Origin of the sequence: Nocardia sp. CA-084685 (assembly GCF_050955785.1) — a bacterium.
Classification (GTDB): domain Bacteria; phylum Actinomycetota; class Actinomycetes; order Mycobacteriales; family Mycobacteriaceae; genus Nocardia.
In genome coordinates this window covers 1,949,549-1,965,895 of sequence record NZ_CP192094.1, presented here as the reverse complement: position 1 = coordinate 1,965,895, position 16,347 = coordinate 1,949,549, and the positions used below count along the sequence as shown (strand labels likewise).

Below are 16,347 nucleotides of genomic sequence, written 5' to 3'. Positions count from 1 at the left end.
AAGGCCTCCGGCCTCCGTTCCAGGGCTACTGCTTCAACGTTTATCGCGCCGTGCGCGGCGGAGCAAGCTGTGGCGCTTGCCGATTCGGCGTGCGGCTGATGCGGCGGCGAGGCCAGCTCCGGCGGCGAGTACGGCGGTGATGGCGAGGGTGCTGATGGTGGGCGGAGTGTCGTGGAGAATCCAGGCGCCACCGGCCACGGCGACCGCGAGGATGGCTGAACTCGCGGACAGGCCGATGATGTTGGCCATGCCACCGTGGCCACGGCGTAAGGTGCGGGTGTTGGACTCGAGGTAGGCAACGGCGAACAGGGCGAGGACCACGATCGCGGCCGCTGCGGCGGTGCGTGTCGGGCGCTGGGTGCTGCGGAATTCGATTCGCTGCGTGGCGATTTCCGTTCCGCTGCGCAGCAGGGTCAGCTCGCCGTCGAATTTCCCGGCCAGCACATGTGAGTTGACCGGATCGGGCAGGGTGGCCGCGCCGCCGGGCCGCAGCGGCACCGGATCCCCACCCAACCGCACACCGAATACCTCGACCGTGAGCGCAGCGGAGTCGACGTCGATTCCGTTGACCTGCAATGGAATCGGCTCCGACAGATCGACCTCGATCGGATTCGGTCCCGTCGCATCGACACCGGCGACGGTGACAGTCCCGGGTACCAGATCCCCTCCGGCGGTCGGCGCGCCCACTCCGATCACCGCAACCGCACAAGCAGCCACCGCAAGCAACGCGCCAACCCCGAACATCGGCCACGGCGAAGCAAAGCTGACAACATCGCGGATCGGCACCAGATCTCGGCGGGTTCGAAGTGATCGGCGGCTGCGGATTCGACGTGCTCGGCGGCCGTGGAATCGGCGGCAAGGTGATGGTGATCGGCGGCAACACAATATCGGGCGGCCGCGATTGTTCGGGACTGGAAGTCGGTCCGGGGCACCCATCCGACGACCGACCGGCGCACGGATCAGTCGGCACCCGACTGGTCGTCGCCTGCGTCCCGGTTCCGTCGTGCGTCCCGGTACCGTCACGGGTTCCGCCACCGTCCGAGTTGTCACCCGGTACCGCGGTGCTGGATTGCACCACGGCCCCATCCCGGTCCCCCGACCCGTGGTGCCCGGGCGCAGGCGATGGCGAAACCACCGATGAAGTAGCCTCTTCCGAGGCCGGAACCCCGAAGGCCGCTACCCTGCCGAACCCGACCGGCACCACCGCGACCAAGAGCGCGGCGGAACAGGAAGTCCCCCACCGAACGCGCCGAGACACCGCGTGCCGACGCTCCCCGCCGGCACGCGTCGGAATTGCCGCCAGCGTCCCCATCGCCCATGCCTCAGATCAGCGATTTGATCAGTAGATATGGTAGGCCAGCACCTGCCGGCGCGGAGCCTTCTCGCCGAGCCCGAACCCAGCGAAAACAACTGGCTACCAGACAGCATCACCGCGTACCCGGCAGTGCGCAAACCCTGCCGGAGCGGCCATAAGTGCATACGATCCGAACCGGGTGGTACCCGTCCCACTACCGCGGCGCGAGCGTCCGGAATCAGGACAAACGGGTAGGTCCGCGACAAACTTCGTGGGGAGAGGACAATATCGGCATGCACCGCAATGGCCCGACACAGGACATCGACGAGTCCGAACTGACCGTCACCCAGCCGAAGGAGCAGGCCGCGGGTGTGACGGCCGTGGCCGTTGCGCTCAAGCGCGGGGTCGAGGAGATGGGTGTGCTGCGCACCGCGCGCACACTGGCCCGCCTCAACCAGGTGCACGGCTTCGACTGCCCCGGTTGTGCGTGGCCGGAGCCGACGGGGCATCGCCGCCCTGCCGAGTTCTGTGAGAACGGCGCCAAGGCCGTCGCCGAGGAGGCGACGCTGCGCACCGTCACGCCCGAATTCTTCGCGCGGCACTCGATCGAGGAATTGGCGAGCAAATCCGGTTATTGGCTCGGCCAGCAGGGCCGCCTCACTCATCCTATGGTGTTGCGACCCGGCGCGACCCATTACGCGCCCATCGAGTGGGATGATGCCTACCAACTCATCGTCGAGCACCTGCGGGCGCTGAACTCCCCCGATGAGGCGGTGTTCTACACTTCGGGCCGCACCGCCAACGAGACCGCATTCCTCTACCAATTGCTGGTCCGCAGCTTCGGCACCAACAATCTGCCGGACTGTTCGAACATGTGCCACGAATCCTCCGGCGCCGCGCTGACCGAATCCATCGGCATCGGCAAGGGTTCGGTCTCGATCGACGACTTCGGCAAGGCCGATCTGATCATTGTCGCGGGCCAGAATCCGGGCACCAACCATCCACGCATGCTCAGCGCGCTGGCGGATGCGAAGGCGGGCGGCGCCAAGGTCATCGCGGTCAACCCGCTGCCGGAGACCGGACTGCTCGGCTTCCGCGACCCACAGACGGTCAAGGGTTTAACCAGCGGTGTCGCCATTGCCGACGACTTCCTGCAGATCCGGCTCGGCGGCGATATGGCGCTTTTCCAGGGCCTGGGCAAACTGCTTTTCGAGGCCGAGGACCGTGCACCGGGCACGGTGGTCGACCGCGAGTTCGTCGACGCGCATTGCGCGGGCTTCGCCGAATACGAAAAGAACATGCGCGCGGTCGATCTCGCGACTGTACGTGCGGCAACCGGACTAACCGACGACGATTTATACCGCACCGCAACATTGCTGGCCGAATCCAAGAACGTCATCATCTGCTGGGCAATGGGCCTGACCCAGCACAAGCACGGCGTCGCCACCATCGAGGAGGCGACCAACCTGCTGTTGCTGCGCGGCATGATCGGCAAGCCCGGCGCTGGCGTCTGCCCGGTGCGCGGCCACTCCAACGTCCAGGGCGACCGCACCATGGGCATCTGGGAGAAGATGCCAGAGGCCTTCCTCGACGCACTCGACCGCGAATTCGGCATCACCAGCCCACGCGAACACGGCTACGACACCGTCGATGCCATCCGCGCCATGCGCGCGGGCACGGCGCGGGTGTTCTTCGGCATGGGCGGCAATTTCGTCTCCGCCACCCCGGATACCGGAGTGACCGAGGCCGCGCTGCGCAGTTGCGCGCTGACCGTGCACGTCTCCACCAAGCTGAACCGCAGCCACGTCGTACACGGCACGACCGCACTCATCCTGCCCACCCTCGGCCGCACCGATCTCGACCTGCGGAATGGCACGAAACAGCAAGTGTCGGTGGAAGATTCGATGTCGATGGTGCACCTTTCCACCGGTCGACTGAAGCCGGTCAGCGAGCACCTACGCAGCGAGGTCGCCATCGTCTGCGAACTCGCACAGGCGCTGTTCGGCGCCGATCACCCGGTGCCGTGGGCGCAATATCAGCAGGACTACGACAAGATCCGCGATGCGATCGCCCGTGTCGTCCCGGGCTGCGACGACTACAACAAGCGGGTGCGCGATCGCAACGGCTTCGTACTGCCGCATCCACCGCGCGACTCCCGCGAATTCCGTACCGCAACCGGCAAAGCCAATTTCGCGGTGAACGAATTGACTTGGGTGCCGGTCCCCGAGGGCCGGTTGATCCTGCAGACCTTGCGCAGCCACGACCAGTACAACACCACCATCTACGGCCTGGACGACCGCTACCGCGGTGTGCACGGCGGCCGCAAGGTGATCCTGATGCATATCGATGACATCACCGAATTCGGTTTCGTGGACGGCGATCTGGTGGATCTGGTCTCCGAATGGACCGACGGAACCGAACGCAAAGTGACCGGCTTCCGCATCGTCGAATTCTCGACCCCGCGCGGCAATGCCGCCGCCTACTATCCCGAGACCAATCCCCTGGTTCCGCTGGACCACGTTGCGGCACGATCGAATACACCGGTTTCCAAAGCCGTGACCATCCGGGTGGAGCCGCACGTTCATGTGGGGTTGAGCGCCAGCGAGGCGCAGTCGTGAGCAGAGTGACCGCGCGACGCAAGACGCGTCGCATCTCACCCAACGGCGTAATCGAACGCCCGGACTCCGTTGCGGTAGAAGAGCCACTGGAGCTGCGCCTCGACGGCCAATCGCTCACCGTCACCATGCGCACCCCGGGCAGCGATATCGAGCTGGTGCACGGATTCCTCTTGGGCGAGGGCATCATTCAAGCCGCCGAGGATGTGGTGAGTGCCCGCTATTGTGCGGGTACCGACGAAAACGGGCATAACACCTACAACGTCCTCGATATCCACCTGCGCACGCCGATCCCGGTGCACGGCCGCAACTTCCTCACCACGGGCGCATGCGGACTCTGCGGTAAGACCGCACTCGACGAGGTCCGCACCCGCACCAGATTCCCGCTGCCGACCACCTCGATCACCGTCGACACCGAGACCCTCGCCGCCATGCCGGACCAATTGCGCACCTATCAAAGGGTTTTCGATGCCACCGGCGGACTGCACGCCGCGGGACTGTTCACGCCCGACGGCACCGCACTCGCCGTGCGCGAGGATATCGGCCGACACAACGCCGTCGACAAGGTACTCGGCTGGGCGATACTCGAAAACCAAATCCCCGCACATGATCTCGTCCTCATCGTCAGCGGCCGGGCCTCCTTCGAACTGGTCCAGAAGGCCGTGATGGCGGGCATCCCGATGCTCGGCGCCGTCTCGGCCCCCAGCTCATTGGCCATCGATCTGGCCGCGGAATCCGGCCTCACCCTGGTCGGCTTCCTGCGCGGAGACACCATGAACATCTACTCCCGCTCCGACCGACTGACCATCACCGACGAGGTCGCCGCCTATTGATCGTGACCCGAGGTCCGACTTACGGTTGCAGCACCAGATCCCTGGTTCGGCGATGAACGGAGAGACCGATGCGGATCACGGTAGACGGCAAATCCGGCGGACTGCGTGTGCGGATGCGGTTCCAACAGCAGCGCAATCGCTGGCTCGCGGTGCGAATCATCTTGGGGGTATTGGCATTTCAGGGCGCGGTCGTCGGACTGTGGGCGGTCGTCGCGCCGCACTCCTGGTACACCAGCTTCCCTGGATTCGGCATGCAGTGGATCTCCGCGGACGGCCCGTACAACCACCATCTCGCCTCCGATGTCGGCTCGTTCTTCCTCGCGCTGACCGCGGTGACACTGGCCGCGCTATTCCTCGGCGGCAGCGCACTTGCCCAGGTAGCGGGCCTCGGCTGGCTGGTTTTCGGCGTGCCACATCTGATCTATCACGCCTTCCACAAACCCGCCGACATGGGCGGAGCCAGTTTCACCCTCAGCGTCATCGGTGCGGCATTGATCGTCGCCCTCGGTCTGGCCCTGATCCTGGTCACCCCGCGCGGGCCGCAATTGCGCGATCCGGCCCCGATCACCTTCCAACGCCCCCGCCGCCGTACGAACCGCTAGAGCGCCGAAAACAGTAACGCCCCACAGCATGCTGTGGGGCGTTCTCCGTGCGAAGTAGCGTTCAGGCCGCGTGCCACCCGCCAACCTCGGTCAAATGGTTGAGGGCCTGCACAACGGCCGGCGCGCACAGGTGTCCGTCGTCCGGCCCGAGCCATGCCATCTCGGCGATCTCCGCCGCCGGAGCCGGCGTGCCGTGACCGGGTGCGCGGAAGCAGTGCATCTCGACCAGCGTTCCGGGACGCCCGTGGGCAGGGGCCGTAATGGTGACCACGGGCGTGATCCGGTGTGCCTCCAATTCGACCCCGACTTCCTCGCGAACCTCCCGAACGAGCGCTCCCGCCAGGGTTTCTCCGGGTTCGGGCTTGCCGCCCGGCAGATAGAAAGCGTCGCGCCCCTCGGTCCGGACCGCGAGCAAGCGGCCGTTCTCGACGCACAGCCACGCCACCGACGTGAGCATTCGTTCCCCGATCATGGTCCGGCTGACCCTTTCGAACCGACCTGCAAGCAATCAATCGCTACGGACGACGTGTCAGTCCTTCAGCGCTTCGAGCAACGCCGCGCGCTGGCGGGCGCCGAGTCCACCGATGCGGCGGTCCTCGGGAATTTCCGCCTGGTCCATCAACTTGGCCGCCTTGACCGGTCCGACCCCGGGCAGCGCCTTGATCACGGCAGCGACCTTCGTCTTCTTGACCAGGTCGTCGCTGTCCGCCTTCTTCAACAGGTCGGCGACCGAAACCTTGCCGGCCTTTACCTTGCCGATAAGTTCGGAGCGCGCCTTGCGGACCGCAGCCGCCTTGGCCAACGCCTCAGTGCGCTGTTCCGCGGTCATGGTAGGCAGTGCCATGTCTCCTCCGCTTTCACTCGTCACTCGAACATCTGGTTGACCGGACCGAGTAAACAGCACGATGAGCACCACACAAGCTCGACACACCGCGTTCCAACAGCGAGAAATAGCGACAAGTTTTCTGAACCACCCCCGCCCCACCGGGCTCGAGACCCACCCGGACCAGGCGAAAGGGACAAAAGGATTCCGACCACGACCACCTCGGCGGGGATCAGCGAGGTTGCCGGTTACCTCTTCATACACAGCGATCGGACCGGGCCGAGCACATCGGCTTCGGGTCCAGAAAAGGCTGTGGTGGCGGTAACAAATGGAGGGCGAATGCCGACACCCAAAGCAGACGCACAAAGTGCGGGACAGAAGGTTCAATGGCGAACCAGGGAGTCAATGGAGACTCCGAGTCCGGGCGCGATCGGGCAGCACAGCGATGTGGTAAGCGGTCGTCACCGTATCCCATTTCACTAGCGCGCCAACAAGATAGCCGACGGGGGAACCCGTTCGGTGCGCATCGCAGTTCGACGAGTACTGGCGCGGGGGGCCATCTGCGCCAGTACATCCGCCCATCCAATGGGATTCCATGCCACGCGATCACCGGACACTGCTACGCTCCGAATTAGAACACGTTTCAATTCGTGAGAGGTTTCCATGGCAGCCAAGATCCGCGACGTGATCGAGCAGTACGTCAAGTTGGTCGGTTCCGGCCCAACCGAGGCGATCGTCGATCTCTACGCACCCGATGCGGTGGTGGAGGATCCGATCGGCACCGAACCCAAGCGCGGCCACGAGGCTATTCGCGAGTTCTACGAGGTGATCGGGAACCTCGATCGGGAAACGCAGCTGCACGCGGATTCGGTTCGTATCGCGGGCAACCACGCCGCCTTCATGTTCACCCTCGTCACCAAGTTCGGTGATCAGCGCCTCATACTCTCGCCCATCGATGCGATGGATTTCGACGACGAGGGCAAGATCGTCGCCATGCGTGCCTACTGGAGCCAAGACGACATGCGCAACGAAGCGCCCTGACTCCGTACAGACCGCGGGTGCGGCAGCCAGATTCGGCTGCCGCACCCGCGGTTTCGGTTATCAGGCGCTCGCGCGAGCCAACTCGAGCGGTTTCGGCCGCGCAACTGCGGCCAGGCTCGGGACGACATCGAAGACCGCGGCATGACCCGCGACCTCGAGTAGCCGATCCACGCAGCGCGGGCCCGTGATCAACTGGAGTCGCCGACCGCTGTGGCCGAGCCAGGATCGGGCCTCCATCAACACCCGCAGTCCGGCGACGCCGAAGAACGTCACCCGCGATAGATCGATAACGACCACCGCGCCCGCCGTCGGTAACGCTTCCAGCAGGGACTGCCGGAAGGCCTCGGCCGTCAGGTAATCCATTTCGCCGCCGACGGCACACAAGGTGACCGAATCCACCGGCGGTGAGACGACGACGCACAGACGATCGGCAGACCGCTCGGGTCCGGATCCGTCCACGGCAGCGAGGGGTTGATCTGAGGAAACTAGAACTGTCGACATGAGGACCTCGGTCCGTCGAATCCGCCGGGCAGACGCCTTGCCGGCGGGAGACTTTTCGCCCCGATCATCCAGGATCAGGACTGGGCTGGTTGCTCAACCGTGCCCTACGAGTACCCAAGCCGGCAAGCCGATACACATCGAACTAGCTCGAACGAGATCGCCGCAACATCGCGTAGTAGCAGTGCCACTGCAGGTAATCCCCCTGGCACTCCCGCGTGAAGACGTTCACCAGCTCCCACCCGAAATGCTCATCCAGCCATTCGACACAGGTCGTCACGAGCGAGAGGATGCCCTGGTAATCGGGGATCGCCGTATTTGCGATCCTCGCGGACTCCCTAGGGGTCTCGGCGTAAACCACGAGGTACTTGCGCTGGTACGTACGCATATCGACAGTACCGTTGAGGATCGCGGCGGCATCCAGCAGCGTGCCCGGGCCAGCCGGAAGCAACGGAGGTTGCGGTTGCATTCGTCTGACCCGGTTCGCGAAATGCTTACGCCGACTTCTCCCGACGCTCGGCGCGCTGTGCCTTGCGCGGCACGATGGTCGGCAGCACATTGTCGTTGACGGTGTCGGCGTTCACGACCACCTTGGCGACGTCGTCGCGGCTGGGGATATCGAACATCGCCAGCTGCAGGACCTCCTCCATGATGGCGCGCAGACCGCGAGCACCGGTGCCGCGCAGAATCGCCTGATCGGCGATGGCCTCCAGCGCGTCATCGGTGAATTCCAGGTCTACGCCGTCCATCTCGAACAGCCGAACGTACTGCTTCACCAGCGCGTTCTTCGGCTCGGAGAGGATCTTGACCAACGACTCCTTATCCAGATTCGTCACCGAGGCGACGACCGGGAGGCGACCGATGAACTCGGGGATCAGACCGAATTTGATCAGATCCTCCGGCATTACCTCGGCGAAGTGGTCATCGGTATCGATCTCGGCCTTGGAGCGCACCTCGGCGCCGAAGCCGATGCCGCGGTGTCCGGTGCGATCGGAGATGATCTTCTCCAGCCCCGCGAACGCACCCGCAACAATGAAAAGCACGTTGGTCGTGTCGATCTGGATGAATTCCTGGTGCGGATGCTTGCGCCCACCCTGCGGCGGCACACTCGCCTGCGTACCCTCCAGGATCTTCAACAGCGCCTGCTGCACACCCTCACCGGAGACATCGCGGGTGATCGACGGGTTCTCGCTCTTGCGGGCGATCTTGTCGACCTCATCTATGTAGATGATCCCGGTCTCGGCGCGCTTGACGTCGTAGTCCGCGGCCTGAATCAGCTTCAGCAGGATGTTCTCGACATCCTCACCGACATATCCGGCCTCGGTCAGCGCCGTCGCGTCGGCGATGGCGAACGGGACGTTGAGCATCTTGGCCAGCGTCTGCGCCAGGTAGGTCTTGCCGCAACCGGTGGGGCCGAGCATGAGGATATTGGACTTGGCCAGTTCGACGGTCTCGCCGCGGCTGTCGCGCCCCTTGTCGCCCGCCTGGATGCGCTTGTAGTGGTTGTAGACGGCCACCGCCAGGGTGCGCTTGGCGGTGTCCTGCCCGATCACGTAGTTCTCCAGGAAGTCCCGGATCTCGGCGGGCTTGGGCAGCTCATCGAGTTTGACCTCGCTGGACTCGGCCAGCTCTTCCTCGATGATCTCGTTGCATAGATCGATGCACTCGTCGCAGATGTACACCCCTGGTCCCGCAATGAGCTTCTTGACCTGCTTCTGGCTCTTTCCGCAGAACGAGCACTTCAGCAGATCGCCGCCATCTCCGATGCGCGCCATCTCGTGGGTCCCTACTTCCTTGTCCGCGTGCAACCGTCTATCCAGGTTGCCAGCAATCCGCCACCCTCGGGTGTAATCACGAACACCTCGAGCGATTCCGACGGTTCGAGCACTGCCGTCAACCGGGAGCAAAGGTCCCTAGGTCGACCGTACCCGGTGTGTGCGACGGAGGTCGACAACTCGAGCATGTTTCTCACGGGGGTCGTCCGAGTTCTTACCACTATGAAACACGTTCCACCCCGATCGACGGCCATCCGACACTCCTGGCCGCCCGCCTCGGAAACCCTTCCGCCCGACACCCTTCCGGCCGGTCGGCTTTCGGCGAAGCAGTCCGGCCGGGGCACATGCCGAGCGGCATGCGGCCCGGCCGGATTTTCCTGACATAGAGCAACTTACGAGCGATCAGCGCGCCGCACCCGGCGCCGCGGCCTTACTTCTGGGCGCTGAGCTTGCGGTAGTCGAAGACCGTGTCGATGATGCCGTATTCCTTGGCCTCCTCGGCCGTCAGGATCTTGTCGCGGTCGGTGTCCTTGCGGATGGTGTCCGCATCCCTACCGGTGTGGCGCGCCAGGGTGGTCTCCATCAGGCGACGCATGCGCTCGATCTCGGCGGCCTGGATCTCCAGGTCCGAAACCTGCCCCTGGATGCCCCCCTCGAGCGACGGCTGATGGATCAGCACGCGGGCGTTGGGCAGGCAGGCGCGCTTGCCGGGGGTACCGGCGGCGAGCAGCACGGCCGCGGCGGAAGCGGCCTGACCCAGGCACACGGTGGCCACATCGGCACGCACGTACTGCATGGTGTCGTAGATCGCCATCAACGAGGTGAACGAACCACCGGGCGAGTTGATGTACATGGTGATATCGCGATCGGGATCAAGCGACTCCAGCACCAGCAGCTGCGCCATGATGTCGTTCGCCGAGGCGTCGTCGACCTGCACGCCGAGGAAGATGATGCGCTCCTCGAACAGCTTGTTGTACGGGTTGGACTCCTTGACACCGAAGCTCGAATGCTCGATGAACGAGGGCAGGATATAGCGCGACTGCGGGCCCGCCGGAGCGGTGCCGCCGAGGCCGGCGCGCGGGTCGAACAGATTGGCCATCTTCGTCTCCAAGTCTGGGTGGGTGAGCGGTTGCGGCGCCGACTTACTTCGCGCCGTTGGCCTGATCCGCGTGGCTGATCACGTGGTCGATGAAGCCGTACTCGAGAGCCTGCTTCGCCGTGAACCAGCGGTCGCGGTCGGCGTCGGCGGTGACCTGCTCGATGGATTTACCGGTGTGCATCGCCTGCAGCTCGTTCAGCTCCCGCTTGGTGTGTGCGAACTGTTCGGCCATGATCGCGATATCGGCCGCGGAACCACCGATGCCCGCCGACGGCTGGTGCATCATGATGCGAGCGTGCGGCAGGGCGTACCGCTTGCCCTTGGTGCCCGCGGTGAGCAGGAACTGCCCCATCGATGCGGCCAGGCCCATGCCGTAGGTGGCGATATCGCACTCGGCGAACTGCATCGTGTCGTAGATGGCCATACCCGCAGTGACCGAACCACCGGGCGAGTTGATGTAGAGCGAGATGTCCTTGGTCGGATCCTCCGCCGACAGCAGCAGGATCTGCGCGCACAGCTTGTTGGCGATGTCGTCGTCGACCTGGGTGCCGAGGAAGATGATGCGCTCACGCAGCAGGCGCTCGTAAACCGAATCACTGAGGTTGAGACCAGCAGTGGGGGATGTCATGACGACCCCTGCCTTATTCATTGTCACGGATACCTGCCTTCTCTTCTCACCGGCTCTGATTGCTACACAGCCATCACTGGTTCGCTGTCACAAACATTAACGAAGCCGGGCGGCACCGAACTCCCGGTACCGCCCGTCTTCGCTTAGAGCGCAACCTCGCTAGGGCGCGGCCGAACTCTGCGCGAGGGCGCGCTGTGTTTTCGGTTCACTCGCTACGCTCGCTCACGGCGCAATCACCCAACCACACAGGTCCGCGTCGCGCTGCCTTCCATGGAATTATTCGGCGCTCGCGGCGGTGGTCTCTTCGGTACCGTCGGACTCCGAATCCTCAGGGCCACCGAACATTTCGGCGGTATCGACGGTGTTGCCGTCGGAGTCGGTGACCTTCACCTTGCCGACCACACCGGCCAGCGCCTTGCCGCGACGCACATCCGCGAAAACCGCGCCGAGCTGGCCCGCCTGCTGCACCTGCTGGATGAACTGTTCGGGCGAAAGGCCGTAGCGCTGCGCCTGGAACAGGATCCGCTCGGTGAGTTCCTCCTGGCCGACCTGGGTGTTGTCCGCCTCGGCGATGGCATCCAGCAGCAGCTGGGTCTTCACCGACTTCTCGGCGGACTCCTTGGTGTCCTTGTCGAACTCCTCGCGGCTCGAGCCCTGGGCCTCGAGTGCCTCGGCGAGTTTGGCCTCGTCGTGATCGAAGCCGTGCACCGCATCGTGCACCACGGCGTCGATCTCAGCCTGCACGACTGCCTCCGGCAACGGCACCTCGACCTGCTCGAGCAGGGTCTCGAGCACCTTGTCGCGGATCTGACCGGCCTGCTCGACCTTCTTGACGCGCTCGACCCGGTTACGCAGGTCTTCCTTCAGTTCGTCGAGGGTGTCGAATTCGCTGGCCAGCTGGGCGAACTCGTCATCGGCCTCGGGCAGCTCGCGCTCCTTGACCGAACGCACGGTGACGGTGATGACCGCCTCCTTGCCCGCGTGCTCGCCGGCGACCAGCGTCGAGGTGAACTCCTTGGACTCATCGACCGAAAGACCGATCAGCGCCTCGTCCAGGCCCTCGATCAGCTGTCCGGAGCCGACCTCGTGGGACAGGCCGGTGGTGGCCGCCTCCGGTACGTCCTCGCCGTCGACGGTGGCCGAGAGATCGATGGAGACGAAGTCACCGTTCTGGACCGGACGCTCGACACCGGTCAGGGTGCCGAAGCGCTGACGCAGCGAGTGCAGCTGCTCCTCGATGTCCTCGTCGCCGATGGTGAACGAATCGACGGTCACCTCGATGCCGTCGTAGGCAGGCAGCGCGATCTCCGGACGCACGTCGACCTCGGCCGTGAACGCCAACTCCTGGCCGTCCTCGATCTTGGTGATCTCGATCTCGGGCTGACCGATAACCTTGACCTCAGAGGTGGTGACGGCCTCGCTGTAGCGGCCGGGCAGCACATCGTTGACGACCTGCTCGAGGATCGCGCCGCGGCCCAGGCGGGCCTCGATGAGCTTGGCCGGGGCCTTGCCCGGACGGAAGCCGGGGATGCGAACCTGGTTCGCCAGCGCCTTGTAGGCCTTGTCGAAGTCCGGCTTCAGCTCCTCGAAAGGCACCTCGACGTTGATCCGGACCCGGGTCGGGCTCAGCTGCTCGACGGTGCTCTTCACGGACATGCTCCTTGTTCGTTGGTTCTGGTCGACTTGCTTGTGGCCGACTTGCTGGGGGTTATCACGAGCGAAATCGGCGCACGGCTTAACGTGCGTATCTCGACCAGGTTAGTTGACCCGTCGCGACGGGCTGCAGGCAGCACCGCCGCGGCGCGATTACTTGCCGACAGCGACCGCGTCGGTGACGAAGACCAGCGTTTCGTTGGGCTTGATGCCATTGCCGCCCGCGCCGTAACCGAGATTCGGCGGGATGATCAGCAGCCGCCGCGCACCGGCCTGCACGCCGACCAGCCCCTGCTCCCAACCCGGAATGACCTGTCCGGCACCGAGGGTCAGCTGGAAGGGCTTGCCGCGGTCGAACGAACTGTCCAGCTTCTTCTTATCCGACCAGGTGATCAGCGTGTAGTTCATGGTGAGCGGCTGGCCGGCGACCGCGCCGGGCCCGGTGCCGGGGACCAGATCCTTGACGACGAGCTGGGTCGGCGGGGTGCAGGTGTCCGGGATGGTGATCTTGGGCGTCACGCCGAAACCGCCGACCACCACGATGTCATCGGCGGTGCATTCGGCGCCGGTGTTCTGCGCGGGCAGCTGACCGAAGGTGGGCTGCGCCGATGCCGCGGCCGATGAGGTGGCGGCGGAGGTGCTGGCGCTCGAGCCCTTATCGCCGTCCGAGCCACAGGCGGCCAGCGCGAATGTCGCGGCGGCGATGGTGCCGATACCGATGATCCTGCGCAGTGTTTGCATGCGGCGGACCATAATCCACCGCGCCTCGTCCAGCTCAGCCACCCGCCGATAGCGCGACGACAGATGGCATCCGATCAGGTGACTTCCGGCACCAGACGCCGCCGCCGCGACGCGAGACCGTGAGAACCGATTGACACGGGCGCACGTGGGTAGGCTGGCTGTGAATTCTCCATCCGGCGTTATCAATCCAACGTCGGCAACCGTGCAGGACCCGGTAACCGGCGGTCCCTCCAGGTGCCGCCGCCGATGCCCGAGTGAGGAGAGTCGGCGCATGACCCAGATGGCCAGTGTCGGGGGCGATACCTCGGCCGACAATGTCGAAAGCAGCGGCGGTACGACCGTCGCGCCGCAACCGTATCGGCTCGCGGAGGTGGCGGGACCGCTCGATCGCCCGGAGCTGGAATCGCTCGACGCGTGGTGGCGGGCCGCGAACTATCTGGCGGTCGGCCAGATCTATCTGATGAGCAATCCCCTGCTGCGCGAACCGCTGCGGGCCGAACACATCAAACCGCGCCTGCTCGGGCACTTCGGCACCGTGCCCGGCCTGAATCTGGTCTGGGTGCACGCCAATCGGGCGATTCGTCAGCGAGACCTCGATGCGGTCTTCGTGGCCGGGCCCGGACACGGCGGGCCGGGGCCGAATGCCTGTGCGTGGCTGGAGGGGACCTACTCCGAGCTGTACAGCCATGTGCCCCAGGACGAGACCGGGATGGGCGCGTTGTTCGCCCAGTTCTCCTTCCCGGGTGGGGTACCGAGTCACTGTGCGCCGGAGACACCGGGTTCCTTCCACGAGGGCGGCGAGCTCGGCTATTCGTTACTGCACGCGTTCGGCGCGGCGCTGGATAATCCGGATCTGACGGTGTTCTGCGTCGTCGGCGACGGTGAGGCGGAGACGGGGCCGCTGGCCACCAGTTGGCACGCCAATAAATTCCTCAGCCCGGTGCGCGACGGCGCGGTGCTCCCGATTCTCGCGTTGAACCAGTACAAGATCGCCAATCCCACCATTCTGGCTCGCATTCCGGAATCGGAATTGCTGCAGCTGATGCGCGGATACGGCTACGAGCCGATAGTCGTCGCGGGCAGCGATCCCGCGGCCGTGCACCAGGAGATGGCCACCGCCGTGGACACCGCCCTGGATCGCATCGCGGAAATTCAGCGCGCCGCCCGCTCGGGGACCGATGGGGTGCGCCCGAACTGGCCGATGATCGTGCTGCGCACACCGAAGGGATGGACCTGCCCGCCGGTGGTCGACGGCGACCCGGTCGAGGGCACCTTCCGAGCGCATCAGGTGCCGTTGGCGGGTGCGCGCACCGATGACAGGCACCGGACGGTGCTCGAACAGTGGTTGCGCTCCTATCAGCCGGAGCAGCTCTTCGATGAGTTGGGCAAGCCGGTGTCGGCGTTGCTCGACTTGGTGCCCGATGGCAATCGACGCATAAGCGCCAATCCGATTACCAACGGAGGCACGCTGGTTCGTGATCTGCGGCTGCCCGATTGGCGGTCCTACGGCGTCGAGGTGCGCGAGCCGGGAGCGACCCAGCACGAGGCGACCCGGGTGCTCGGCACGTGGCTACGCGATGTCACCGCACGCAATCCGGACAACTTCCTGACCTTCGCGCCAGACGAATTGGCCAGCAATCGGCTACAGGACATTCTGCAGGTCACCGGGCGCAACTGGCAGGCCGAAATCGGCGAATTCGATGTCGATCTCGACCGCACCGGGCGGGTGATCGAGGTGCTGTCCGAGCATATGTGCCAGGGGCTGCTCGAGGGCTATCTGCTGACCGGCAGGCACGGGGTGTTCACCTGCTACGAGGCATTCATCCACATCATCGACGCGATGTTCAACCAGCACGCCAAATGGCTGGACGCGAGTGCGGCGGTACCCTGGCGGCGACCCATCGCTAGCCTGAATTACCTACTGTCATCCCATGTTTGGCGTCAGGACCACAATGGCTTCACCCATCAGGATCCGGGCTTCCTCGATGTGGTGCTGAACAAGAAGCCATCGATCGTGCGGGTTTATCTGCCGCCGGACGCGAATACGCTGCTGTCGACCTACGATCACTGTCTGCGCTCGCGGCATTACGTCAATGTGGTGGTCGCCGGGAAACAGCCGCAGGCCGATTGGCTTTCGGTCTCCAACGCCGCCGTGCACTGCGCGCGCGGTGCCGGAATCTGGGGCTGGGCCGGACAGAACGACGATCCGGGCACAACGCCCGATGTCGTGCTCGCCTGCGCCGGGGATGTGCCGACGCTGGAAACACTTGCGGCGGCGGCGATTCTGCGCGCACGTCTGCCGCAACTGCGTCTGCGGGTGGTGAATGTGGTCGACCTGATGCGGCTGCAACCATCCGACGAACATCCACATGGCCTGTCCGACAGCGAGTTCGACTCGCTGTTCACTCGGGACCGTCCGGTGATCTTCGCATTCCACGGGTACCCGTGGCTGATCCATCGACTCACCTACCGACGCGCCAACCACGGTGAGCTGCATGTGCGCGGATACAAGGAAAAGGGCACCACGACAACACCTTTCGATATGGTTATGCTCAACGATCTGGACCGGTATCACCTGGTCATGGATGTGATCGACCGGGTTCCGACCCTGCGGGAGAAGGCGGCGGGCCTTCGACAGGAGATGGTCGACCTGCGGTGGAATGCCCGCGCCTGGACTCGCGAGCACGGCGAGGATATTCCGGCCGTCGCGAACTGGTCCTGGCCGAACCTCAGCCTCTGACAAGG

At 64.8% G+C, this 16,347-nt stretch carries 15 protein-coding genes; 5 read left to right on the top strand and 10 right to left on the bottom strand.

The features are described 5' to 3' along the window. Nucleotides 1-33: 33 nt before the first annotated feature. Nucleotides 34-687, bottom strand: coding sequence for a hypothetical protein (locus tag ACQP2U_RS08645; RefSeq protein ID WP_433714184.1), 654 nt, complete (start codon nt 685-687; stop codon nt 34-36). Between the two features lie 900 nt (nt 688-1,587). Here ACQP2U_RS08645 and ACQP2U_RS08640 point away from each other — a divergent pair. The 3 genes from ACQP2U_RS08640 (at nt 1,588) to ACQP2U_RS08630 (ending at nt 5,344) form a co-directional block, all read left to right on the top strand. After that, nucleotides 1,588-3,912 (top strand): FdhF/YdeP family oxidoreductase, encoded by a 2,325-nt coding sequence (locus ACQP2U_RS08640; protein ID WP_433714183.1) that lies wholly within the window; start codon nt 1,588-1,590, stop codon nt 3,910-3,912. Beyond that, the gene (fdhD, locus tag ACQP2U_RS08635; RefSeq protein WP_433714182.1) at nt 3,909-4,742 is read left to right on the top strand and encodes a formate dehydrogenase accessory sulfurtransferase FdhD; all 834 of its coding nucleotides are present in this window, start codon (nt 3,909-3,911) and stop codon (nt 4,740-4,742) included. The genes ACQP2U_RS08640 and fdhD overlap by 4 nt, the downstream gene beginning before the upstream one ends. Before the next feature lie 68 nt (nt 4,743-4,810). Then, nucleotides 4,811-5,344: a hypothetical protein gene (locus ACQP2U_RS08630; RefSeq protein WP_433714181.1), complete on the top strand. Its 534-nt coding sequence runs from the start codon at nt 4,811-4,813 to the stop codon at nt 5,342-5,344. A gap of 61 nt (nt 5,345-5,405) precedes the next feature. Here the strand turns inward: ACQP2U_RS08630 and ACQP2U_RS08625 are convergent, their stop codons facing one another. Both ACQP2U_RS08625 and mihF read right to left on the bottom strand, forming a co-directional pair. Further along, nucleotides 5,406-5,816 carry an NUDIX domain-containing protein gene (locus ACQP2U_RS08625; RefSeq protein WP_397039145.1) on the bottom strand — a complete coding sequence of 137 codons (411 nt, stop codon included), beginning with the start codon at nt 5,814-5,816 and terminating at the stop codon, nt 5,406-5,408. A gap of 57 nt (nt 5,817-5,873) precedes the next feature. Continuing rightward, nucleotides 5,874-6,188 carry an integration host factor, actinobacterial type gene (gene mihF / locus ACQP2U_RS08620; RefSeq protein WP_040687687.1) on the bottom strand — a complete coding sequence of 105 codons (315 nt, stop codon included), beginning with the start codon at nt 6,186-6,188 and terminating at the stop codon, nt 5,874-5,876. A 642-nt stretch (nt 6,189-6,830) separates the two neighbouring features. Here mihF and ACQP2U_RS08615 point away from each other — a divergent pair. Beyond that, nucleotides 6,831-7,208: a nuclear transport factor 2 family protein gene (locus ACQP2U_RS08615; protein WP_433714180.1), complete on the top strand. Its 378-nt coding sequence runs from the start codon at nt 6,831-6,833 to the stop codon at nt 7,206-7,208. 60 nt (nt 7,209-7,268) lie between these two features. Here ACQP2U_RS08615 and ACQP2U_RS08610 read toward each other — a convergent pair whose 3' ends face one another. The 7 genes from ACQP2U_RS08610 to ACQP2U_RS08580 form a co-directional block, all read right to left on the bottom strand. Further along, entirely contained in the window at nt 7,269-7,667 is a 399-nt protein-coding gene (locus ACQP2U_RS08610; RefSeq protein ID WP_397039141.1) for an STAS domain-containing protein, read from the bottom strand. 184 nt (nt 7,668-7,851) lie between these two features. Next, the gene (locus ACQP2U_RS08605; protein ID WP_433714179.1) at nt 7,852-8,175 is read right to left on the bottom strand and encodes a hypothetical protein; all 324 of its coding nucleotides are present in this window, start codon (nt 8,173-8,175) and stop codon (nt 7,852-7,854) included. 25 nt (nt 8,176-8,200) lie between these two features. After that, nucleotides 8,201-9,481: an ATP-dependent Clp protease ATP-binding subunit ClpX gene (gene clpX / locus ACQP2U_RS08600; RefSeq protein ID WP_040687684.1), complete on the bottom strand. Its 1,281-nt coding sequence runs from the start codon at nt 9,479-9,481 to the stop codon at nt 8,201-8,203. A 430-nt stretch (nt 9,482-9,911) separates the two neighbouring features. After that, the gene (locus ACQP2U_RS08595) at nt 9,912-10,580 is read right to left on the bottom strand and encodes an ATP-dependent Clp protease proteolytic subunit (RefSeq protein ID WP_397039134.1); all 669 of its coding nucleotides are present in this window, start codon (nt 10,578-10,580) and stop codon (nt 9,912-9,914) included. 43 nt (nt 10,581-10,623) lie between these two features. After that, complete coding sequence (locus tag ACQP2U_RS08590; RefSeq protein ID WP_397039131.1) at nt 10,624-11,208, bottom strand: ATP-dependent Clp protease proteolytic subunit; 585 nt, start codon at nt 11,206-11,208, stop codon at nt 10,624-10,626. A 276-nt stretch (nt 11,209-11,484) separates the two neighbouring features. Next, complete coding sequence (gene tig, locus ACQP2U_RS08585) at nt 11,485-12,858, bottom strand: trigger factor (protein ID WP_433714178.1); 1,374 nt, start codon at nt 12,856-12,858, stop codon at nt 11,485-11,487. A 156-nt stretch (nt 12,859-13,014) separates the two neighbouring features. Then, complete coding sequence (locus ACQP2U_RS08580; RefSeq protein ID WP_433714177.1) at nt 13,015-13,602, bottom strand: FKBP-type peptidyl-prolyl cis-trans isomerase; 588 nt, start codon at nt 13,600-13,602, stop codon at nt 13,015-13,017. 271 nt (nt 13,603-13,873) lie between these two features. Here ACQP2U_RS08580 and ACQP2U_RS08575 point away from each other — a divergent pair, with 271 nt between their 5' ends. Then, the gene (locus ACQP2U_RS08575) at nt 13,874-16,342 is read left to right on the top strand and encodes a phosphoketolase family protein (RefSeq protein WP_433714176.1); all 2,469 of its coding nucleotides are present in this window, start codon (nt 13,874-13,876) and stop codon (nt 16,340-16,342) included. The last annotated feature ends 5 nt before the right edge of the window (nt 16,343-16,347 follow it).

Coding starts and splice junctions, on each gene's coding strand:
- ACQP2U_RS08640 (WP_433714183.1), top strand. CDS start 1,588: ATGCACCGCAATGGCCCGACACAGGACATCGACGAGTCCGAACTGACC.
- ACQP2U_RS08630 (WP_433714181.1), top strand. CDS start 4,811: ATGCGGATCACGGTAGACGGCAAATCCGGCGGACTGCGTGTGCGGATG.
- ACQP2U_RS08625 (WP_397039145.1), bottom strand. CDS start 5,816: ATGATCGGGGAACGAATGCTCACGTCGGTGGCGTGGCTGTGCGTCGAG.
- mihF (WP_040687687.1), bottom strand. CDS start 6,188: ATGGCACTGCCTACCATGACCGCGGAACAGCGCACTGAGGCGTTGGCC.
- ACQP2U_RS08615 (WP_433714180.1), top strand. CDS start 6,831: ATGGCAGCCAAGATCCGCGACGTGATCGAGCAGTACGTCAAGTTGGTC.
- ACQP2U_RS08605 (WP_433714179.1), bottom strand. CDS start 8,175: ATGCAACCGCAACCTCCGTTGCTTCCGGCTGGCCCGGGCACGCTGCTG.
- clpX (WP_040687684.1), bottom strand. CDS start 9,481: ATGGCGCGCATCGGAGATGGCGGCGATCTGCTGAAGTGCTCGTTCTGC.
- ACQP2U_RS08595 (WP_397039134.1), bottom strand. CDS start 10,580: ATGGCCAATCTGTTCGACCCGCGCGCCGGCCTCGGCGGCACCGCTCCG.
- ACQP2U_RS08590 (WP_397039131.1), bottom strand. CDS start 11,208: ATGACATCCCCCACTGCTGGTCTCAACCTCAGTGATTCGGTTTACGAG.
- ACQP2U_RS08580 (WP_433714177.1), bottom strand. CDS start 13,602: ATGCAAACACTGCGCAGGATCATCGGTATCGGCACCATCGCCGCCGCG.
- ACQP2U_RS08575 (WP_433714176.1), top strand. CDS start 13,874: ATGACCCAGATGGCCAGTGTCGGGGGCGATACCTCGGCCGACAATGTC.